This window comes from Embleya australiensis (assembly GCF_051903075.1).
Taxonomy (GTDB): Bacteria; Actinomycetota; Actinomycetes; order Streptomycetales; family Streptomycetaceae; genus Embleya.
The window spans coordinates 1-21,043 of record NZ_CP182423.1 but is presented as its reverse complement, the minus strand read 5'-3'; the positions used below and the strand labels follow the sequence as shown (position 1 = coordinate 21,043).

General features: G+C 71.0%; 16 protein-coding genes and 1 pseudogene. 7 read left to right on the top strand and 10 right to left on the bottom strand.

Annotation, left to right across the window (positions count from 1 at the left end; genetic code table 11):
- Positions 1–289: 289 nt before the first annotated feature.
- The 4 genes from ACMXN5_RS30475 to ACMXN5_RS30460 form a co-directional block, all read right to left on the bottom strand.
- Positions 290–1,360 (bottom strand): TniB family NTP-binding protein, encoded by a 1,071-nt coding sequence (locus ACMXN5_RS30475; RefSeq protein WP_439673363.1) that lies wholly within the window; start codon positions 1,358–1,360, stop codon positions 290–292.
- A gap of 71 nt (positions 1,361–1,431) precedes the next feature.
- A complete protein-coding gene (locus tag ACMXN5_RS30470; RefSeq protein WP_439673362.1) occupies positions 1,432–3,735 on the bottom strand; it encodes a Mu transposase C-terminal domain-containing protein in 2,304 nt (767 codons plus the stop codon).
- Entirely contained in the window at positions 3,732–4,463 is a 732-nt protein-coding gene (locus ACMXN5_RS30465; protein ID WP_439673361.1) for a TnsA-like heteromeric transposase endonuclease subunit, read from the bottom strand. The genes ACMXN5_RS30470 and ACMXN5_RS30465 overlap by 4 nt, the downstream gene beginning before the upstream one ends.
- Before the next feature lie 273 nt (positions 4,464–4,736).
- On the bottom strand, positions 4,737–5,786 hold the full coding sequence (locus tag ACMXN5_RS30460) for a TniQ family protein (protein WP_439678128.1): 1,050 nt from the start codon (positions 5,784–5,786) through the stop codon (positions 4,737–4,739).
- 38 nt (positions 5,787–5,824) lie between these two features.
- Between ACMXN5_RS30460 and ACMXN5_RS30455 the strand changes: the two genes are divergently transcribed.
- From ACMXN5_RS30455 to ACMXN5_RS30435, 5 genes and pseudogenes are all read left to right on the top strand, one after another.
- Positions 5,825–7,204, top strand: coding sequence for a DEAD/DEAH box helicase family protein (locus ACMXN5_RS30455; protein WP_439681309.1), 1,380 nt, complete (start codon positions 5,825–5,827; stop codon positions 7,202–7,204).
- Positions 7,183–7,818 (top strand): annotated as a pseudogene (locus tag ACMXN5_RS30450) (helicase associated domain-containing protein); the annotation flags it as partial. The gene ACMXN5_RS30455 and the pseudogene ACMXN5_RS30450, both read left to right, overlap by 22 nt.
- Positions 7,819–8,418: 600 nt before the next feature.
- Positions 8,419–9,609, top strand: a complete 1,191-nt coding sequence (locus tag ACMXN5_RS30445; RefSeq protein WP_439673358.1) for a hypothetical protein — start codon at positions 8,419–8,421, stop codon at positions 9,607–9,609.
- A gap of 382 nt (positions 9,610–9,991) precedes the next feature.
- Positions 9,992–10,636 (top strand): hypothetical protein, encoded by a 645-nt coding sequence (locus ACMXN5_RS30440; protein ID WP_439673357.1) that lies wholly within the window; start codon positions 9,992–9,994, stop codon positions 10,634–10,636.
- Positions 10,637–10,802: 166 nt separating this feature from the next.
- Positions 10,803–12,080, top strand: a complete 1,278-nt coding sequence (locus ACMXN5_RS30435) for an IS256 family transposase (protein WP_439673356.1) — start codon at positions 10,803–10,805, stop codon at positions 12,078–12,080.
- Between the two features lie 354 nt (positions 12,081–12,434).
- On the opposite strand, the gene ACMXN5_RS30430 is transcribed toward ACMXN5_RS30435, so the two are convergent.
- Positions 12,435–12,773, bottom strand: coding sequence for a hypothetical protein (locus tag ACMXN5_RS30430; RefSeq protein WP_439673355.1), 339 nt, complete (start codon positions 12,771–12,773; stop codon positions 12,435–12,437).
- A gap of 30 nt (positions 12,774–12,803) precedes the next feature.
- On the opposite strand from ACMXN5_RS30430, the gene ACMXN5_RS30425 reads away from it, so the two are divergent.
- Positions 12,804–13,874 carry a nucleotide kinase domain-containing protein gene (locus tag ACMXN5_RS30425; RefSeq protein ID WP_439673354.1) on the top strand — a complete coding sequence of 357 codons (1,071 nt, stop codon included), beginning with the start codon at positions 12,804–12,806 and terminating at the stop codon, positions 13,872–13,874.
- Positions 13,875–13,877: 3 nt separating this feature from the next.
- Here the strand turns inward: ACMXN5_RS30425 and ACMXN5_RS30420 are convergent, their stop codons facing one another.
- From ACMXN5_RS30420 to ACMXN5_RS30405, 4 genes are read right to left on the bottom strand one after another with little or no spacing between them, the layout of a single operon-like run.
- Positions 13,878–14,699 carry a hypothetical protein gene (locus ACMXN5_RS30420; RefSeq protein ID WP_439673353.1) on the bottom strand — a complete coding sequence of 274 codons (822 nt, stop codon included), beginning with the start codon at positions 14,697–14,699 and terminating at the stop codon, positions 13,878–13,880.
- 43 nt (positions 14,700–14,742) lie between these two features.
- Positions 14,743–15,621, bottom strand: a complete 879-nt coding sequence (locus ACMXN5_RS30415; RefSeq protein WP_439673352.1) for an ImmA/IrrE family metallo-endopeptidase — start codon at positions 15,619–15,621, stop codon at positions 14,743–14,745.
- Positions 15,622–15,647: 26 nt separating this feature from the next.
- Entirely contained in the window at positions 15,648–16,070 is a 423-nt protein-coding gene (locus tag ACMXN5_RS30410) for a helix-turn-helix domain-containing protein (RefSeq protein ID WP_439673351.1), read from the bottom strand.
- A complete protein-coding gene (locus ACMXN5_RS30405; RefSeq protein ID WP_439673350.1) occupies positions 16,067–16,345 on the bottom strand; it encodes a phosphopantetheine-binding protein in 279 nt (92 codons plus the stop codon). The genes ACMXN5_RS30410 and ACMXN5_RS30405 overlap by 4 nt, the downstream gene beginning before the upstream one ends.
- Positions 16,346–16,460: 115 nt before the next feature.
- On the opposite strand from ACMXN5_RS30405, the gene ACMXN5_RS30400 reads away from it, so the two are divergent.
- Complete coding sequence (locus ACMXN5_RS30400) at positions 16,461–17,366, top strand: nucleoside triphosphate pyrophosphohydrolase family protein (RefSeq protein WP_439673349.1); 906 nt, start codon at positions 16,461–16,463, stop codon at positions 17,364–17,366.
- A gap of 27 nt (positions 17,367–17,393) precedes the next feature.
- Here the strand turns inward: ACMXN5_RS30400 and ACMXN5_RS30395 are convergent, their stop codons facing one another.
- On the bottom strand, positions 17,394–20,573 hold the full coding sequence (locus ACMXN5_RS30395) for a Helicase associated domain protein (RefSeq protein ID WP_439673348.1): 3,180 nt from the start codon (positions 20,571–20,573) through the stop codon (positions 17,394–17,396).
- Between the last annotated feature and the right edge of the window lie 470 nt (positions 20,574–21,043).

The following is a 21,043-nucleotide window of genomic DNA, read 5'->3' as shown; positions in this document are numbered from 1 at the left end:
GCGGGTAAGTGGTTGATCTTGCAGGGGGAATGAGATTTCGGCGGGTGGAGCGAGACTGCCTTGTGTGTGTTCGGGTGGGCCGCGGTGGTGGTCGCGGTCGGGGTTTTGTGGGGTGTTGTGCGGGTGGGCCTGTGCGGCGTGCCGGCGGCCATGCGACGGGGCGGGCGGGGGTTGTGTCCCGGGGGCGGTCGTGGCGGGGAACCGTCGGGGCGGCGGCCCCGGGGCGGGGGTGTGCGCCGCGGCTGTGGGTGGTTGCCGCGGGCGGCCGGACGCGTGGCGGTGTGGTCGGTCAGCCGGGTGTTTCCGGTGGGGTTCCTCCGGGCGGCCCGGTGTCCTGTGGGGTGTCCTGGAGAGTGCCGGCGGGGGAGGGGTCCCGGTAGGTCGTGTCGGTTCCGAGGAACTCCGCGGCTTCGGCCAGGACGGCGGTGGTGAGGGCTTCGGTGCCGTTCTCGATGGCGATCTGTGCGGCCTGGCAGATCAGCGGGGCCAGGACGTCCATGCGTCCTTCGCTGGCCTTGTGGAGGAACGTGGCGTGGGTCAGGAGGTCGTGTCGGGTGTGGTGGTGCAGTCGTAGTTTCTCGTCGAAGCCGTCGAGGGTCCGCAGCCAGGGTTCGGGCCGGGCGCCGGTGTAGGGGACGGGGCGGACCCACAGGGTGGGGGCGGCGTTTCGGGGCAGCAGGGTTCCGGTGTCGGTGTCGGGGTCGCCGCGGGCTTCGCGCAGGACCTCGCGGGAGCCGGTGCCGCACCACAACACGGTCAGTCCCAACTCGGCGGCCAGGAAGTCGAGGAAGGCGAACGCGGGCCCGATGTCGCCGGTGCGCAACCGGTCGATGCCGTCGACCAGGAGGAGTCGGGTCTTCGCGGCCCGCAGGACGTGTACGACCGGTCCGGTCCAGTCCTTCGTCCGCTGTACCGTCTTGCCGTCCGGGTCCCTGCGGTACAGGTCCCAGCCCAGGAACACGGCGATCTGCGCGGACCAGTTGACGAGGTCGTCGCGGGTGGGCGGGGTGTTGATGCACACGACGGGGATGCGGTTGGCGTCGATGCCGTGCCACTTCTCGACGCGGCCCTGGTGGGCGCGGCCCACGACGTGGAGCAGGGTGGTCTTGCCGCTGCCCCGTTCCCCGTCGACGGCGGCGTGGGCGGGAGTCTGGGTGGTCTGTCGGTTGGCCCGCAGCAGTCGCCTGGCCACCTTCAGGCCGTGGTCGATGTCCGCGGTGGCCACCGGTCCCAGGGTGCCGTGGTAGAGCATTCGCGGGTCGTCGTCGCCGACCGGGGTGCCGGCCGGGGCGCAGTCACGCAGGTCGGGGATGGTCGCGGGGCGGTGCACGGCGGTGTCCCAGCCGATGCGCACCGTCATCCGTTCCGGTTCGGGCGGTCCGGTCGGGGCGCGACTCGGCGGGGCCGCGGTGGGTTTCGCGGGCGCGGTGCTCACGGCCCTCCCGCTTCGTCGTCGCCGGCGCTCTCGGGCGGTTTCGGGTTCGGGCCGGGCGGGTCGAGTTCTGCGATGTCCCAGTTGAGGAAGCCGATGTGGTCCGGTAGTTCGCCGGGAAGGGGCTCGGTGGGCGGTACGGGGTCGGGGAACAGGTCGGCGGCGGGGACGTCGAGGCTGCGGTAGGGGGTGATCGTGTTCGGATCGACGTCGGGGATGCCGGCGTAGGGGTCGTGGGGCGGGGTGTCCACGTCGACGTCGGGGCCTCGGAACAGCGGGGCGGGTACCCGGCGTTCGGCCGCGGGCCGGCCGCGGCGGGCGCGTTCGCGCAGTTCGCCCACCGCCCGGCAGATGGCCGCCTCGTCGCGGCGGTCGCCGCCGGCCGCGACGTGGGCGGCCCTCGCCTGCGCCCACAGGTCCTCGGTCCACGGGTCGTCGAGGAGCCTGCGGTGGACGAAGGGCACTTCCACCCAGGGGTCCTCGCCTTCTCGGGCGCGGTGGTCGAACAGCCAGGCCACCTCGGGCCGGTAGGGGTTGTAGTGCACCTCCCACCGGCCGCGCCGCCCGGGGATGCCGGACTTGCCGCGAAACGGGGCGAGTTCGGTGCCGCGGTTGTAGGTGCGGTTGTCGATGCGGAAGCCCTTGCGGTCGACCGTCACCCACACCGCGGGCAGCAGCTTGCGGTTCTGGTCCTGGGTCAGCGGCAGGGCCCGGTAGCCGCAGCGCGCGATCTGGGCGGCGTACATCTGGTTCGGGGTGAGGAGCTTGCCGGGTGTGTAGGGGCTGCGCAGGCCGCCGTGTGGGGTCTGCTGCCATTCCAGGGCGATCCACTGCGAGAACATGTCCTGGATCTGGTCGATGCGCCACAGCGGTTGCCGCTCGACGTTCTTGCCGCGCAGTTCGAGGCGGTGGGCGGTGTGGCCGGCCAGCCACTGGCCGAACCGCGTCTTGATGGTTCGCATGGCGCGTTCCACGATGGCTTTGTCGGTGGGGGTCCGGGTGCGGGCGTGCCGTACCTCGATGCCCAGTTCGGCGCAGGCCGAGGAGAACGCGCTGCCGGTGTAGGCCTTCCCGTGGTCGATTACCACGGTCCGCGGGCGGATCACCGGTCGGGCCGCGGCCCCGGCCATCCGTGGATCGGCGGCCAGCAACTCCTCGTAGGGCAGGTCGGAGCCTTCCATCAGGGTCAGTGGCGACCAGCCCGCCCGGGCCGGGACCGGGGCCAGGGCCTGCGCGAGGGCGAAGACCGCGTCCTGCGAGCGGGTGGCCCGCCCGCCGACGCGGTTGCCGTGCGGCCCGTGGCCGGAGCGCTTGGGCACGATCATCTCGCCGGCGATGGTGCGCGTGGCGACGTCGATCAGGACGGTGGCCTCGACCTGGGTGGGCCGACCGTCGTCGCCGATCGCGAGCACGTCCAGGCCGGTCGTGTCGATCTGCATCAACTCACCCGGCACCCGCGCCGCGGTGGGTGTGTACGGGGGTGGGGGCCGCTCCCGGTCGGCGCTGCGCCGCGCGGTCGACCCGGCCACGTCCTCGACGGTGACGCCCAGGCGGTGGAGGAGTCTGTAGAAGGTCGCGCGTGGCACCGTCAGACGCCGACGCTCCTTTGGGTCGCGCATCTCCGCTCGGTAGCGGCGTGCGACCCGCGCCCGGACGAGTTCCCACAGCCGCGTCACCGTGCCGGCCGATTTTCCCGCCTCGGCGTCCAGGACCTGCCACAGCACGTCCACCACGCGCGGATCGGTGCGTCCGCACGGGGACGGGGGTCGCGTCCGGCGCCGGTCGACCAGTCCCATGGGTCCGCTCCTGCGCCAGGCCCGGCACTTGCGCTCGACCGTGTGGTGCGACACGTCCCATCCCAGCGCGGACAACTGCGCCGCCTTGGCCCGGTAGCGCTCTTGCAGGGTGTGCGTCGCGGGGTCGTAGGCCGGGTGCGGAACGCCGGTGGCGGGCACGTTCGGCGCCTGCTGGTGCAGGACCTCCATCACGTGGCGCTGCCACCGCAGGGCATCGGCGCGCACCTCGACGGGCAGGGCGTCGAACTGCCCGGTGCGGCTGGAGAGTTCGGTGCGCGTCAGGGGCCGGTCCGCGCGGTCCAGCACGGCGAAGTCCTCGGCGCCCACCAGCGCGGCGAACAGGGCGGTTAATTCCGTGTCGTTTCGGTCCGCGGGCGCCAGCGAGATGCTCTCGCCCTGCCAGGAGACGACTCGCCAGACGTGCCCGCGCAGCCGGACCCGGTCGCCGAGCTCGAGACGGTCACCGCGCGCCGGCGGCGGTGCGGTGCGGACCGCGGCCGGGCTCACCGCCGGCCGCCTTCCGGGGCCGGTCGGGCGGCCCAGGCCGGCGAGGAGTCCGGCACGATGGGGGTGTCCCAGTCGACGTGGAGGCGACCACGCCAGATGAGGTGCCAGGCCAGTTCCAGCGCGACCAGGGTGGGCAGGGGACAGGCCCGCGCGCCGTCCGTGAGAGGCCGCGGCCGGGCGAAGGCGCCCAGCAGCAGCCGGGCCTGCCGTTCGTCGCGGCCCCTGGGGTCGCGGGCCGCGAAAGCCAGCTGCAGGTTCGCCAGCCGCACACCGCGCGGAGGGGACAAGGTACGGACCTGCCAGCCCGCCTGCGAGGCCGCCGCCCGCAGGATACGGACCCTCGCGTCCCAATCGGTGGCGGGGCGGTCGGGCACCACCGCCACCAGGGCGCGCACACCGGTGGTCAGGCGGGCGAGGAAGTCGGGCCGCAGCGCGTGTTCCCGGCCCCCGGCGCTCCAGCGCAGTTCGACCGGTCCGGCGGCGAACGCGCCGACGGACGGGTCCCGGTCCAGGAGCATCGCGACGTGCTGCTGTCGCAGCGAGCCCAGGGCCAGTGTCCGCCCGGTCCCCGAGACCCAGCCATCCGTGACGAAGCCGCGCCGCCCCCGATGGGCGATCGGGGGCCGCGGATGGGGGAGTTCCTCGAACGCGATGCCACCTGCCCGATCCGCGGGCACTTCGAGAGCGCGTCCGTTCTCGTCGGTGTAGGCGATGGAGATCTCCGGCACACCGGCCCCCTTTCGGGCATCTCGGCGCGGAACCGTCCCCACCAGCGTCGGCGACACCCGGCGGCCCGGGACCCGATGGCCGCGTATTCACTCCCACGGGTGACAGCGGTGCCCCGGCGCTTGCCGAACCGCCGCGCGACGCGCTACGAGCGGCGCCGGCGATCGGGGGGCGTCCGCCACACGGACAGGCGAGGCCCGCCAGGCGAGGCCCCCACGCCCGGGGCGGGGCCGGCAATCGCTCGCCGCCCGAACACAGCCCGGCCGCCGGGGCGTTCACGGTCGTGTGTGCAGGTCGCTCCACTGCCAGGGCAGGCACGTGCGTTCCCTCAGACAGGCCTGCGCCTCGTCCCGACCGTGGACGAGGCAGCGCACCGGCTCGCGTCGGCCCACCCGCACCCCGCCGTGGTCCTCGGTCCCCGAGAGGATGCGGTGGTGGCGGGCCAACCACTCCGCCACCGGTTGCTGCGCCACCCGCGGCGCCAGCGGCAACCGTCCGGCCACCGCCCGCGCCGCGCACAACAGTTCGGCTTCGGCAGCGACGTCCTGCCCGCCCTGCGCACCGCGGACCCGCTCGTGCCGCAACAGCAGCCGGGCGAGGGCGAACGCCTCGGGCGTCACGACCAGGACGGCGGTGCGCACCGCACCGGGGCCCACCCCCAGACACCGCTCGCGGCGGCGCCAACACGGCGCCTGCGGCGCGCGGCGCCACCACCATCCGGCGATCGCGAACGCGTCGGCCACCAACGCCGCCCCGGTGGGCCCGAAGCGCCGTTCCAGGCGCAGGCACCCGAGTCGGGCGGCGGTGACCTCGGGCAGCGCGGCCAGGTCGAACCAGGCCGGCCCGCCGGCGCGGACCGCGTCCCGTCCACCGCCGATGCCGCAGACACACCCGCCACGGGTCCCGCGCCACCACCCACGCGCCGTCGGCTCCCCGGGAGGCGGCGCACCGGGGCAGGCACGCACCAGCGACCCCGCCGCGGGCGTCCACGGGTAGTGCCACCGCGGTCCCTCGTCCGCCAGCAGCAGCGGATCGCGCAGGTTCGGTAGCGCCCGCTGCAGCACCTGCGCCCGGCGGCCGGTCAGCACCGCGAGCCGCTCCAGGGCCGGGCGGCTGAGGTAGACCTCCGCCAGGCACGGCTCGACCGGCGACCGCCCGATCCCACCCTCGCCCACATCCTGCAGGAGGTCCCCGACGCCGCGGCCGTTGGCCCGGGCGAACCGCGACAGGAAAGAGCCGGTGGACTCGTCCGCGACGAACCGCACCGCGAGCGGCCAACCGCGCGAGGAGCCCCACGTCCCGGCCTCCACCCACCCTCCGGCCACCGCCGCCGCCCCTTCGCGCGTTCCGCCTCCACGGCCGGATAGCCACGCCGACACCCGATCGCCACCAGAGCTGTTCACTCGAACGAGCGAACCCCCGGCAGGGGCCGCCCCGCCCGTCGATTCCTCCCCCACGCTGCACTTCGACGGGCGCCGCATCCGCACGGCGCCGCGCCGGCGCCGCCGGGAGGCCCCCCTTTGCCGCCACCACGCGTCCACGACCTGACCATCGAACCGCGCGGCCGCCAGCAGGACGCCATCGACGCCGCGGCAACGCCTTCGCCCTGGGCGCCGCGCGGTGCACCCTCGTCTCGCCCTGTGGGACGGGCAAGACCCTCATCGCCCTGGGCATCGCCCACCGGCGCGCCCCCCACGGGCGAGCCCTGGTCCTGTGCCCGACCCGACCGCTGCTCCAGCAGACCGCCGGAAGCTGGTACGCCCGAGGCCGACCCGGCACCTACGTCGGCCTGTTCAGCGACGACAAGCCCGCCGACCCCGCCCTGCAGGGCCTGATGACCATGACCACCGATCCCGCCGTCCTGGCCCGAGCCGTACGCACCGCCGACGGCCCGGTCACCGTCTTCGCCACCTACGCCTCCCTCCCCAGGATCATCGAAGCCCACCTCCACCTCGCCCTGCCGCGCTGGGACATCGTCGTCGTCGACGAGGCCCACCGCACCGCGGGAGCCCTGGGCAAGCAATGGGCCGCCATCCACGACGACGACGCCGTCCCCGCCCGCCACCGCCTCTACCTCACCGCCACCCCCAGGATCTGGGACGTCACCCGCCCCCTCTCCCACGAGCCCATCGCCTCCATGGACGACCAATCCCTGTACGGGCCCGTCGTCTTCCGCTACTCCCTGGCCCAGGCCATCGAGGAGGGCCAACTCGCCGACTACCGCATCTGCGCCCCCGAGATCCACGACACCCAACTGCGCACCCTGCTCGCCGGCCGCCCCGACCACGACGACGACCCGGCCGCCGGCGGCATGCGCATCGCCGGCGCCCAACTCGCCCTGCTACGCGCCCGCGAACTGCACGGCATCAGCCGCACCGTGGTCTTCTCCCGCGCGATCAGCCATGCCGACGCCTTCGCCGACACCCTCCTGGACACCGCCCGCCACGCCGGAGGCCGCCACGCCCAGGGCCTGTGCGCGACCGCCGTCCACTCCCGCCACACACCCGCCGAGCGCCGCCCCGCATGGACCGCTTCGCCCGCCCGCCCCGCGACCTCGCCCCCGGCCGGCACGCGACCGACCTGGAAGTGCTCTGCAACTGCCGACTGGCCATCGAGGGCGTCGACTTCCCCCTGGCCGACTCGGTCCTGTTCGCCGACCCCAAGTCCAGCACGATCGACATCGTCCAGGGCGTGGGCCGCGCGCTGCGCCTGGCCCCGGGCATGTCCAAATGCTCGACCCTGATCATCCCGGTGTTCTTCGGACCCGGCGAACACCCCCGGGACGCCACCTTCGGCACGCCCTACCACCTGCTCTACCAAGTCATGATCGCCCTGCGCGCCCACGACGAGCACCTGTTCCACCGCATCGCCCGCAACGGCCGAGAACCCCTCGAACACACCCCGCTGCCCGCACCCCACCCCGAACGCGCCGACGAGATCGCCGCCCACCTCGGGCTACGCACCATGGACCCCTCTCCCGATCTGTGGCTCCAGGGCCTGGATGCCGCCGCCCGCCACCACGCCCGCCACGGCCTACTCGACGTCGACAGCGACCACATCGACGAGAACGGCTTCCAACTGGGCTGGTGGATCGGCTATCAGCGCTCCCTCAAAGCCGCCGGCAACCTCGCCCCAGAACGCATCTGCGCCCTGGCCCAACTCGGCATGAGCTGGCCCCACTCCGCCGACAGCGCCGAGCACCACCTCGCCCTCGCCCGCGCCTGGCGCCACCGACACGGCCACCTGCTCCCCGAACCGACCGAGACCTTCCGCAAACAACCCCTGGGCGCCTGGCTCGAACACCAACGCGCCAAGCACACGGCCGGCACCCTGCCCCGCCGCTACGCCCAGGCGCTGGCCGGCATCGACCGCCACTGGAACCCCGCCTGGCCGCACGCCTGGCAGCGAATGCACGCCGCCGCCCTCGTTCGGGCCCGCGGCGGCGCCCTGGCCATCCCCCTCACCCACGCCCAGGCCGAGGCCGACGACCTGACCCGATGGCTGGACGCCCAGTTCGACGCCTTCCCCGCGCTGCGTTCGGGCCAGCGCGAGCAACTCGCCGGTCTCCTGCCCGCGGACCCCCTCGCCATCGGCCTGCGCAATCCCCGCAGTTCGGGGGAGAAGGAGTTCTGCCACCTCCTGCGCGCCGCCCGCCGGTTCCGTCGCACCCACGGTCACCTGCGCGTACCCGCCGACCACGTCGAACGCGTCCGCCGCGACCGCATCCCCTCGGCGCCGCGATCGCCGCCCTGCGCGACCCCGACCACGTCACACGCCTGTCCCGCCCGGAACTCGACGCCCTGCAGGCACTCGGCATGGAATGGCAGCCAGGCCTCACCGCCCCCTCACCCCCGATCGAACTGCACAGCGCCCGACCGACGACGGCAAGGTCGCGACCCCGCACGCAGCCGCGCTAATTCGGGGACGATCCCGTACACACTCGGCCAGGATGGTCCCGTGCTGGATGTGAGCGTGTACGAACTCGTGTGGCCCACCGCGTTGTTCACGGCCGAGGCCGAGCGCATCTCGCGTTCGGACCACCGTCAGTGGGTCGAACGCGCACGACTGCTGTTGGGCGAGGCGTTCGCCGGCACCACGGCGGTGGGCGACTTCGACGAGGTCGGCGAATCCTCCACCATCTGGGCCGACGACGACCCCTGGTCCCCGAAACCGCCCGCGGGACAGGCGCCTCCCGCGTACACCCAACGCACCTGGCTGCGCGAGTTGATCGACCGCGCAGCCGAACTGCGCCACGCCCGCCGACCGCGCCCGTACTGGCCTCAACGCCACGGCGCCCCGTCCGACCACGCACGCCACAAGGGCGGCGAACGCCGCGAGTTCGCTCGCCTCGTCGAAGAACTCGACACCAACGGCTACCTGGTCGAGGTCTTCGGCCGGGACTGCGTCGACGACCCCGATCCGCTCCCGGACCGCTCCCGGATCCTGGACCGCCACCTCGGACACGCGAACCTGTGGCCCCTGGACCCCGACGCATGGGACGACGACGTTTTCTTCGGCCTGATCGAGGTCTTCCACGACCTGGTCTCGCGCCCCCGCAACCGCGACATGCACTCCTACTCCGGCTGCGGCTGGCACCACAAGGAGTTCAACGCCGCCCCCGGCCGCGCCCTGTACCGATGGAGGATCAACAACCTCCTCCACGACGCCGGCATCGACTACCGACTCGCCGACGAGGGCGAGGACCTCGGCCGACTGGTCGCCCTCACCGACGACGCCCGCGGCGACCTCGTCCACCGGGTCCTGAACACACCCGACCCGCGAACACGCGCGAGCACCGAGCACGCCATCGCCCTGTTCCGCGCACGCGGGGCCACCCGCGACCACAAACGCTCGGCCATCGTCGCCCTCGCCCGAATCCTCGAACAACGCCGCGACCTCATCAAGACCGAGGCCGGGAAACCCGACGACGGATTCCTCTTCGAAATCGCCAACCGATACGACCTGCGCCACGGCCGCGCCGACCAACGCGCCGACTACGACGACGCCTTCCTCGACTGGATCTTCTGGTGGTACCTCGCCACCGTCGAACTCACCGACCGGATCCTGAATAAACAACGCACCCCGCACGACGCATCCGAGTTCCCCGACCGCCTCGACCAGTGGCACGGTGACGCCCGCGCCCCGTAGCGCCCCGCTGCGCCGTCCCTTCACTCGTCACGCTTCTGCTCGGCTCAGGGGCCCACCCGGCCTCCCCACGCGTCGACGAACCGTGCAACGGGAGCGGCGAGCAAGACACGGGCTCGATGGGTGGGCTGGCGCACGTGTGCGTTCTCGGGCGGCACGACCGACCGGTCCCCGACCGATTCGACGAACATCGGCCGGGAACCTATTCCCTTGTGACGCGAGCCGGCCTGTGGCCGGCGACGCGGTCGTCACGAATCGTTCCCGGCCGCCAAAGGAGTCGCGCATCCGCTCGGGTGGCGCCGATGTCGCGAATCGCATGTGTTGTTCGTCTTCCCGGGGCTTGGTCGGAGCGGGCGGCGGGGTATGACGTGCGAGGGGGTGGGTGGTGAACGAGTTCTTGATGGGGGTGTTGTCCTCACTCGCGGCCACGGGGCTGACCGTCACACTCGCGGTGTTGTGGTCGGGACGTTTTCGTTGGTTGTTGATCCGGGCGGTAGCGCGATTGACGCGTGGTGATTTCGGTCAGACGTGGCCGACGAAGGTCGAGGCGGACGAGGATTTCCGCAGGGAGTTGGCGCGCGCTCGTCGCGTGGACCTGTTGACCGGCCGGGGAAACGAGCTGCAGCGGGATACTTTCGCTCCTCTCCTGGCGGCCGCGGGTACGACCGGGCGCCGGGTCCGGCTCCTGCTGCCGTGTACCGGAACCGGCCGGGACGCCCGCTGGACGACCGACCGCGAGGCGGAACTCGCGACGTTCGATCGCAGTCACGGCTCGGGCCTGTTGCACACTCAGATCGAGACCAACGTCGCGTTCGTGGCCCCGTACACGAGTGCGGGCACGATCGAACTCAGAAGGTTCGACGCCCCGCACATCGGGCGGGTGTGTCTGACCGAACGGGCGGCCTACTTCACGCCCTACTCGGCGCACGAGCACGGCCGACACTGCGCGGTCGTCAAGTACCCCGTGTCCTCGCCCATGTATCGGACCCTGGAACGAATCTTCGCCAAGACGTGGGAGTCGTCCACGTAAGGGATTCCACCAGCGAACTCGCGCGTGGGTGCGCCCTGTGTCGCGCCTCGGCTGGGCCGTTGGTTTCCGCGACGTGCGGTGGACCCGCCCGATCCGGCAACCGCGGGACTGTAAAACTAACGGTGGAACTTGATCATGAAAGTGACGCCGAGAGATGACTGACGTGATGTCAGAGCCTGTGCAGGACAGCCCGGTTGGAGGTGTCGTCGATGACGCTGTGGACGGCCGGTTGATCGACGAGCTGGTGGGCCGGGCCCGTGCCCAAGGTCTGGATCTGGTGGGTGAGGGTGGGCTGCTTCAGCAGCTGACCAAGCGGATCCTCGAGTCCGCTCTCGAGGGTGAGATCACCGACCACCTCGGGTATGAGAAGCACGATCCGGCCGGGGACAACAGCGGGAACTCGCGCAACGGCACCCGCGCGAAGACGGTGTTGACCGATGTGGGCCCGGTGGAGATATCGGTGCCGCGAGACCGCGAGGGGTCGTTCGAGCCGAGGATCGTCCGTAAACGGCAGCGGCGTCTGTCGGGGGTGGACGAGATGGTGATCTCGTTGTCCGCGAAAGGTCTGACCACCGGCGAGGTCCGGGCCCACCTGGCCGAGGTCTACGGGGCCGACGTGTCGCGGCAGACGATCTCCACGATCACCGACAAGGTCCTCGACGGGATGGCCGAGTGGCAGAACCGGCCGCTCGACCGCGTCTACCCGGTCGTGTTCGTGGACTGCATCAACGTGAAGGTCCGCGACGGCAAGGTCGCCAACCGGCCGATCTACGTCGCGTTGGCGGTCACCGCCGAGGGCCACCGCGACATCCTCGGCCTGTGGGCCGGCGACGGCGCGGAAGGGGCCAAGTTCTGGCTCCACGTGCTGACCGAGATCAGGAACCGCGGCGTCGAGGACGTGCTCATGCTCGTCTGCGACGGGCTCAGAGGTCTGCCCGACAGCGTCGAGGCCGTCTGGCCGCGGACCGTGGTCCAGACCTGCGTCGTCCATCTCCTGCGGAACAGTTTTCGCTATGCCGGACGGCAGGACTGGGACAAGATCGCCAAGGCCCTGCGGCCGGTCTATCAGGCTCCGACCGAGGAGGCCGCACTCGAACGCTTCGTGGAGTTCACCGACGCCTGGGGGAAGAAGTACCCGGCGATCGTACGGCTGTGGGAGAACGCCTGGTCGGAGTTTGTACCGTTCCTGAGCTTCGACACGGAGATCCGCACGGTGATCTGCTCGACCAACGCGATCGAGTCGGTCAACGCGCGGATCCGGCGGGCGGTCAAGGCGCGCGGACACTTCCCCAACGAGCAGGCCGCCCTCAAGTGCGTCTATATGGCGATCATGTCGCTCGACCCTACCGGTCAGGGCCGCAAACGCTGGACCATGCGCTGGAAAGCAGCCCTGAACGCCTTCGACATCGCCTTCGACGGACGCCTGTCCGCCGGACGCAACTGACCACTACATCAACCCCGTTACACCGTTCGATTTACAGACCCGCAACCGCGAGTGGGGCCGGCCCGGCGGTGCGGTGTACGGGGGCGGCGAGCGGTAGAGCACGCGATGTCGTGCCCCGTTCCGCCGAGGGTGAGCCGTCTTCGACTGCCGGGGGCTCCTGTTGCGGCCGGCGCGTGGTCGTGGGGGTCGGGCCGTGTCCTCGGTGTCGTGTGGGGGGGTTGAACCCGCGTGTCGTTGCCTTCGTCGGACGCCGCGTCGAGACGCGGTGGTGGTTCACCCGTGCGGTGCGGACCGGGCGGGAACATCTGCCGCCGGCGGGCCGGTCCACGTGGCGGCGGCCGCGGGGGCGTGCGGCTACGGCGTGGGCGCGGTGGTGTCCCCGCTCGTGGTCTTGGGTCCGGTGCGGCGCACGGTGGGCAGATCGGGCCGGTCGTGGGCGGCGGTGAACGTCTCCGGGTCCAGTCGTCGATAGGCGCGCAGCGTGTCCGCGAGTTTCTTCGGGGTCGTCTCGGTGGAGGCGATCAGGGCGGCCAGCAGTTCGGACCGGTTGGTGCGCTCGCCCGCCTCGGTGGCCATGCGCACCAGAAGGTCGAGGCGGGCGTCGATCTCCTGCGGCCAGGTGAGCAGGACCTTGCGCCGCGTCCCCTGATGGACCCGCTCCACGGACCTGCCCACGGCGGCGCCCCTGTTCATCGACTATAGATTGAATATATATTCAAACGCATGCCTTCCCTGCTGGCCAGCCCCGCTGCCGAGGAACATGCTCATCGCGCCCGCGACGAGGTGGTCGTGGCGGGGCGGCGGTTGCGGCCGACGGCGGTCTTCGACACCTACTGGCGGTTCGCCGTGCTGCGCGACCGGGTGTATCGCGCCCGGGTGGCCGGCGCGCCCGCGCCGTGGACGAGCGACCCGATTCTGGCCCGTCACCGGTTCACCAACTGCTTCCGCGCGGCGGATCGCGTCAGTCAGCAGCTGATCGCGGGGGTGAGTTACCGGGGTGATCAGCGCTGGGAGGAGGTGTTCTTCCGCACGCTGTTGTTCAAGTTCTTCAACAAGGCGTCCACGTGGGAGTTGTTGGTGGGCGCGCTCGGCGGGACGCCGACGTGGGCGGACTACGACTTCGGTCGTTACGACGAAGTGTTGTCGAAGGCGTTCGCGTCCGGTGGGCGGCTGTACTCGGCGGCCTACATCACCCCGCCGCCGGCCATGGGGGAGCCGCGCAAGCACGCCAATCACCTGCGCGTGCTGGAGACGATGATGGCCACGAACGCGCCCGCGCGGGTACTGGCGGCGAAGAGCCTCCAGGAGGCGTACCGGATCCTGCTCGGCTACCCGGCGATCGGCCCGTTCCTGGCCTACCAGTACGTGATCGACCTGAACTACGCGGCCGAGATGCCCTTCGAGGAAGGCGACTTCGTCGTGCCCGGCCCGGGTGCCAAGGACGGCATCCGCAAGGCGTTCGGTGCGGCGGCGGACGGCATCGAGGCGGAGGTCATCCACTACATGACCGACACCCAGGAGGAGCACTTCGCCCGACTGGGCCTGGAACCGGTGCGGCTGGGAGGCCGCCGCCGACTCCAACTGATCGACTGCCAGAACCTGTTCTGCGAGGTCGACAAGTACGCCAGGGTCGCGCACCCCGACGTCGCCGGGATCAGCGGCCGCGCACGGATCAAGCAGGTCTACCGCGCCGACTCCGCGCCGTTGACACCGTGGTTTCCCCCGAAGTGGGGACTGGGCGGCGCCGACGCGCCCGGGACAGAGAGTGCGGCCGGAGCGTCGGCGTGCCCCTGAGCGTCAACCCTGGGGAGCGAACAGGTCTTCTTGCTGCTGCGCCCTGTTCACCCGGGCGAGGATCTCTCGAGTGCAATCCAGACGTGCCACGCCTGCCACGACCATCAGACTTCCCGGACGCAGACCCGCCTGCTCGGCGACCCAGGCGTTGAGCTTGCCGAGCGCCAGGTAGTTGCCGTAGGCGCGGTCGAACATGTAGTGGCTGCGGTAGTAGGCGACCGTGTGGACGATGCCGGCGCCGCTCTCCAGCTGGAACGAGACGTGACTCAGGCAGGGAAAGTCCAGCATCTGGGTGTCGCCCCCGAGGTCGCGGATGGGCAGGTCGGTCGGAGCCTCCTCGACCGGCGGCGGACCGTCCTCGACGTGGACGGTGCCGGCCTCGTACACCGCGTTCCAGCGACTGCTGCGGCTGAGCTGCCGTAGCCGCGCGATGAGCACACCCAACTGGTCGACCGGAGCCGTGTTCCCGTCGCGGCCGGGGTGGCCCACCAGCCGCCCGAAGTAGGTGCCGTGGACGTTGCGCCGATCGGCTTTGCGCAGCCGCTCGTACATGGCGAGATAGCGTCGGGCCAACTCGGCGTGATCCTTGCTGGAGGCAGCAAGCGCGGCGGGGAAGAGGGTGTTGATCACCGCTTCCATCGGGTACTTGTCCTTGGCGATGCGCAGGCGCTCCAACTCGGCTCGCATATCTGGATGTTCGTGCCGCGGATCGGAGATGCGCACGACGGTGTGGTAGCCCTTCGCGCCCGGGAATTCGGCCAGGCGCCCGCAGGCCCTCAGCCAGGCGGAGGACACGTCGGGAGCGTCGACGGTGAAGGTGTGCACTTTCTGTCTCCCCTCGACGGAGCACTGGCGCGCGGCGTTCGGGCTACGACTCCCAGAAGTGATCGGAGCCATGACGTCGCGGTACCGGGGACACGGTGACGTGGAAGATCTCGTCGCCGGAGGTGGCAGTCAGGGTGGAAACGCCGTTCAACTCTTCGGTGACCCACAGGGCGCGGTTGCCGTCGGGGCCACCCTCCCAAGAAAGTTGCGTCTGGTCGGACGGATCCTCGTTCGCGAAGCCGGGAGGGATCGCGTCCCAGGCACCGCTGAAGTCCAACAAGAGCAGATCCCCGGCGGCCACACGTATGTGCGCATCATGAGCACCACGCCCCAGGGCGTGGACATGGGCCCGAGGGGAGATTCCGAGCCCGTGCGCGAGCAGGTTCTTCAGATCCGCCGGAGCGTTTTTCACCCACATCCTCTCGGTGGATCGTCCGATGGCCTTGAGCCGGACCAGGTGTCGCACCGTGGTGGCGTAGGGAGTGCCCAGCCAGCGCGCGATCCGATAGACGTCCGCAGGGCTGGACGGGTGCCGTACACCGACACGCGCGCAGGCCGCACGGACGGCCGGCAACGGCATCAGAAACCAGGACGCGAAGGCTTCGGCGGCTTTCTCGTGCTCCGGCCAGTCCTCACCCCAACGTCCCCACCTCCTGTCCCCGTCGTGATCCAGGGTCGTCCCGTGTCCCAGGACGTGATGGCCCAGTTCGTGAGCCAGGGTGTGTCGGATGTCGGTTTCAACCAAGCCCTCGTTGAGCAGACAAGCCGGCCCGCCGTCGCCCGACGCGAGGTAGAACCCCAACAACGGACCCAACTTTCGAGCGACAACTTCCACATTCGCAGCCTTCAAAGCGGCGAACACGTCCACATAGTCGTCGCGGGGAACCCTCAGGCTCTGGTGGGCGTGCGCTGCGGCGATCATCGCGATCCCGTGCGCCTCGTCCCAACTCAAAGGAGCTCCGGGGACGCCGACGGCCCATCCGAAGCGTCCGAGGACTCCGCCTCCGCCTCGGCCGCACGCCGAGCCTTGAGGTACTGGATGAACCTGGCCACCTCGATCCGGTCCCCTTCCGTCAAGTCCTTGCGAGTCCGAGGCATCCCCGCCAAGGCGTGCTCACCGGCATCCGCGTCTTCGTCCTCGTCCAGGAAGTAGGACGCGGACAACCGGTAGAGGCGCGCCAGCTTCTTCAACTCCATCGTGTCCACCTTGCGCACTCCGCGCTCGATGTCACTGACAGCCGAACGGGGGATGCCGGTCCGTTCGGCCACCTGCTGCTGGGACAGGCCCAGATAATCGCGGGTGCTCCTCAATCGTTGCCCGAGCCGGGCACGCTCGACATCGTCGTCCGCAGGCTCGGATACGGCGGTCATGACAGCCCCTCCTTCGCGGGGACGGCTTCGTGGACGGTCTCGGCGAAAGCCCACACGGAGCGCAGAGATCTTCCGGCCTCGGCATCCGCGCTGATCGTCACGCCAAAACGGTTTTCGACACGGGTCAGGATCTCCACGATCAACACGGAGTCCACCGGCAACTCCGCACCCTGGGACGAAAGTTCCTCGTACAACTCGTCGACCGATCGACCCTGCTGCTCCGCCAGAAGCTCCACGACGACGTCGACGATCTCCCTGACGCTTCCGTCCGGCATGGCGACACCCGCCCGTGTTCGCGACTCCCGGACAGCCGGGCTGACGTCATCTAGCATACCAAGCGTGTCGGGAAATCCGACAGACTTGTCGCCTAACTCGCTAGACGGAGGGTACGTGCACCTCGCCCGCTACCAGCAGGCCGCCCTGAAAACCCTGCAACCGCCCACCCCGGACGCCGACCCCGTCCTCGTGCCCCTCTTCGGTCTCGTCGGTGAAGTCGGCTCGGTCGCAACGGCCTACAAAAAGCGTATGCGCGACGGCACGACCACCGGACGCCAACAACTACGCGAAGAACTCGGCGACGTCCTGTGGTACGTCGCCGCCCTGGCCCACCGACTGGACCTCGACCTCGAGGACGTCGCCGCCGCCAGCCTCGAAAAGGCCAAGGACCGATGGCGCGTCACCCCCGACCTCGAACGCGTCCACTTCGACGCCGACTACCCGCCCCACGAGCAACTTCCCCGCCGCACAACCCTCACGTTCACCCCCACCGAAGACAACCGCGTCCGACTCACCCGTGAGGACGGCAGCCAAGCAGGTGACCCCCTCACCAGCGCATCCCACATCGAGGACGACTACCGCTTCCACGACGCCTTCCACCTTGCGCACGCCGCAGTCCTAGGCTGGTCGCCCGTCACCCGCTTCCTCCTGGAGCGCAAACGCCGCAGTCGTCCCGGCGTCGACGAAGCCGAAGACGGAGGCCGCGCAATCGCCATCGAAGAAGGCGTATCCGCCCTGGTCTTCACCTACGCCACGCGCCACGGCTTCTTCGAAGACACCCGCCACGTCGACCACGAACTCCTCGACACGATCGACCAGATGACCGCCCACCTGGAAGTCAACGTCCTCAGAGCCGCCGACTGGGAAAAAGCAATCATGACCGGCTACGACGTATGGCGTCAGATCCGCAAGCACAACGGCGGCACAGTTGAACTCGATTTGGACCACCAGACACTCACCTTCATCGAGCAAAGCCCCCACCCCGAACCACCCTCGACGAGAACCGACACCGCACCCTGAACCTCACGCCGGATCTCACACCCGACGTCACGTCCACCGCATCCCGATCGCGTCCAACGCGGCGATCCGCTCACCCGTCAACTTCCCGCGCCGCGCCCGGGTGTTGGTGACCCACACCCCCAACCGCACCTCCTCGACCCCGCCACCCCCGGGCACCTCCACAACCTCGACGTGCCCACGCGGGACCTCCAGATGCCCCTCCCGCGCGAAGAACACCCCGGCCGCGGCCAACCCCACCGCGAACGCCTCGTCCCGACTGCGCCCCGCCCTCGGCCCACCCGACCCCCCGCCCCGCCCCGCCACCACCCCGACGGCCGACGCCACAACGCCCACCGCGAGCAGCGCCTCCCGCTGCGCCGCGTTCAACCGCGCCCACCCCGCGACCTGCCGCTCGACCCACCGCCCGATCCCGACCCCGCGATACACCGTCCCGGGCCCGGGAACAACCACCTCCCGCACCGCCGCCGGCCCCGCCGCCCCACCGCCGACGTCGGCCCCCACACCACCCGCCGCGACCCGCCCCGCCACACCCGCCGCCGCGCTACGCACCCCGACCCCACCAGCCACCCCCGCCGCTGCGCCGCGCGGCCCGGCCAGGCCCACCTCACCGCCCGATCCATGCCCACCCGCCGTCGTACCCCGGGACGCCGCCGTCCCGTGCCCGGGCCCCGCGACGCCCGGCCCGACCACACCCGCCGCCGCGCCTCCGCCCCCGCCGTCTCGAACCGCCGCCGCGTCGGGCACCCCACCCGCACCCGCCGCTGCGCCGTACGACCCACCAGCCCCCACCCCGACACCCGGCTCATGTCCACCCGCCGCTGCGCCGTCGCCGCCCTCGAGGGCGGCGGGCGGGTTGTGGGTCTGTTGCCAGTGGCGGAGGTGGTTGAGGTGGCGCTGCCAGTCGATCGACCAGTGCCGGGGGTTCCATTCGGGGTCGATGGCTGCGAGTTGTTCGGCGCGTTCCGGGTGGCGTTTCATGCCGTTGCCCTGGCGCCATTTCTGCAGTTGCCGTCCGATGGGGAAGCCGTCGATGATCGCGTCGACCGGCGCGGCCAGGCCCACATGCAGCCGGGCGTACTCACGGGCGTGGGCCAGGGCGTCCCGCCACCCCCGGTCGTAGGCGTCCCACACCATCCCCAACGCCTCGAGCTCGGCGATCTGCGTCCGATCCAGGCCGCCGTTCGCGTACGCGCGCCGCATCTCCGACACCCAGCTCCCCACGGGGAAGGTGACGCCGTGCGCGTCGATGTCGACCGTGTGCAGCGGGATCTCGAGATTCCCGAACCGCTCGCGGTAGCGCTCCGCGGCCGCGTACCCCCGCAGCCAGTTGCGCCGTTGAGGGTCCAGGACACGGGTACGCACGAACCGCGCCAACCGGACCGGGTCGCGCCGGGAGGAGAACCACACCAGCGAACCCCGCCCCCCGGGCCCGCCCTCGCCACCGGACTCGTCGTCACCGTCGTCGAACGGGCGGGCCGTCTCCTGCGCCGCCCCGTCGACCTGGGGCACGGCGAGGACGTCGACGACATCCGTCCCGTGGGACCGCAGCGCGTACAGGACGCGGGCCAACGGCGCCCAGGTGGGGGAGACGAGCATGTCGTCGGGCGTCTCGCCCCTGCGCAGGAAGATCGGCACGACGATCGACGCGATCTTGTCGCCCTCCGGCGAGGGCCTGACCGCACGACCGAGGACCTGGCAGATGTCCACCACCGAACCGCGCGGATCCGCCAACACCACGGTGTCCACCCGCAGGTCGACACCCTCGCCCAGCACCCGACAGTTCGCGAGGAAGGACCGCTCGGCCACGACGCCGTCCGCGTCGACACCGGCCTCGAACACCCGCAACGCCTCGCGCTTGACCTCCGCGTCGTCACCGCCGTACAACCACCCCGCGCCCACCGACCCCGGATACGTCCGCGGATCCGCCGCGTGCAGCCGCCCCAACGCCTTCGGCAGGCCCTCAGCGAACGCCTGCGCCTCCTTGACGCGGTGATGGAACGTGAGGATGCGCCGCAGCCCGTACTCGGCGGCGGTCTTGAGCAACGCCGTCTGCAACGCCGCCAACCGTGCACCCCGGAACTCCTCCGCGTCCTGGGGGCGTTGCGTGTTCCTGTTGAGCGCGAGGCCCTTCGCCGCCGCCGCGGCCTCCACCTCGGCATCGGTGACCTCCACCAGGATCACCCGAAAAGGCGCACAGATCCCGTGGCGACAAGCCTCGACGAGAGGCAGTTCGAACACCACCCTGCCGAAGAGGCGTTCGTCGTCCATCGACGCCACCAACCCCGGCGGCAACGGCATCGCCACCAGCCGCTCCTCCGCCTCGACATCCTCGACAGTCCCCGAGACCTCCTCCTCGGCCTCATCCGGGGTCTCCTCGGCGAACGCCTCCCACTCCTCGTCCCCGTCGTCCTCACCGGAGGCGAAATCGAAGACCAGATCGAGACCCTCCGACCCCCCGTCGACCCCCTCCAAGCCCCCGAAGCCCTCGACGACCTCCTCGTCGTCGAACTCCTCCGGCGCCTCGTACCGCACCGACGTCGGCCGCGCCCCCAACGCCGCGTACGCACTACGCGCCTGTGGGTCCCACACCCGCGGGGTGGCGGTCATGTACAGCCGCCGCTGCGCCGGGAGGCGTCGGTTGTCGTGGACGGCGGCCCATTTCTTGCCCAGGTAGCCGCTGGTGCGGTGTGCCTCGTCGACGATCACCAGGGTCCAGGGGAGTACCGGGAGGCCGTAGTTGCCCTTGTGGGCCTTCAGGAGTTGCCGGAGGGAGGCGTAGGTCCCGAAGACCGTGACGTGCCGCGTACGGCCCGCCCAGAGGGCGAAGCGGTACGGGTTCGTGGTGGCCCGCGCGCCGGCGTCGACGAGGACCGGATCGCTGTTCGGCAGCGAACACAACGCCACCATGGGCCCGTCGCGCCCCGCGCGCCGCCACGCGGTCATGGTCTGGGTCAACAGACCCAGGGTGGGCACCAGGACCAGCACCCGCCCCCGCGGCGCCACCTCGCCTGCCACGGCCGCGGCGATGTCGGTCTTGCCGGACCCGGTGGCGGACACGACCTGGGCCCGCCGGCCCGCGTACGGCCCGTCGCCGAGCCGAAATTCCTCGAGCGGACGCCGGAACTCGGCGACTACGTTCTGCACGGCTTCGCGTTGATGACGGCGTAGAGTCACGCTCGGCGCGACGCCTCGGTACGAGGGGCTCATAATCACAGACTCGGGTAGAAGATGTTTTGATGCAAGCCGACGGCGTGACTCGGTACCGATGTGTCACCCTGAAGCGAAGCCCACCGGACTTCTCGGACGTGGGAAACCCCACCGCACCACATGACGGCAAGTCAGATTGCGACTGACGTCGAGTCAGGCATTGGAAATCACAGCTGACGATGCGTCAGATCCAATGTGATGGCTCATCAGATATACGAGCCAGAGCCCCGAAAGCGTAACCCAGACACCCCGGTTGCCGCTGCCGGCAGGCCGCTTGCGGCCTTGAGCCAGCCGCGCAGCGGGTGGCTCGGGTGTACCGCGCAGCGGTACACCGGGAGGCCGCGCAGCGGGCTCCGACGGCCGCAACGCGGCCGTCCTTCACCGGGTGGCGCAACGCGCCACCCGGCTGCCGCAACGCGGCAGCCTTTCGCTCGCAAGCCGCGCAGCGGCTTGGGGACCCGCTCCGCGGG

Excerpts from the sequence above, each read along its gene's own strand:
- ACMXN5_RS30475 (WP_439673363.1), bottom strand. The coding sequence starts at position 1,360 with ATGACGGTGCGCATCGGCTGGGACACCGCCGTGCACCGCCCCGCGACC.
- ACMXN5_RS30435 (WP_439673356.1), top strand. The coding sequence starts at position 10,803 with ATGTCAGAGCCTGTGCAGGACAGCCCGGTTGGAGGTGTCGTCGATGAC.
- ACMXN5_RS30430 (WP_439673355.1), bottom strand. The coding sequence starts at position 12,773 with ATGAACAGGGGCGCCGCCGTGGGCAGGTCCGTGGAGCGGGTCCATCAG.
- ACMXN5_RS30425 (WP_439673354.1), top strand. The coding sequence starts at position 12,804 with ATGCCTTCCCTGCTGGCCAGCCCCGCTGCCGAGGAACATGCTCATCGC.
- ACMXN5_RS30415 (WP_439673352.1), bottom strand. The coding sequence starts at position 15,621 with ATGATCGCCGCAGCGCACGCCCACCAGAGCCTGAGGGTTCCCCGCGAC.
- ACMXN5_RS30410 (WP_439673351.1), bottom strand. The coding sequence starts at position 16,070 with ATGACCGCCGTATCCGAGCCTGCGGACGACGATGTCGAGCGTGCCCGG.
- ACMXN5_RS30405 (WP_439673350.1), bottom strand. The coding sequence starts at position 16,345 with ATGCCGGACGGAAGCGTCAGGGAGATCGTCGACGTCGTCGTGGAGCTT.
- ACMXN5_RS30395 (WP_439673348.1), bottom strand. The coding sequence starts at position 20,573 with ATGAGCCCCTCGTACCGAGGCGTCGCGCCGAGCGTGACTCTACGCCGT.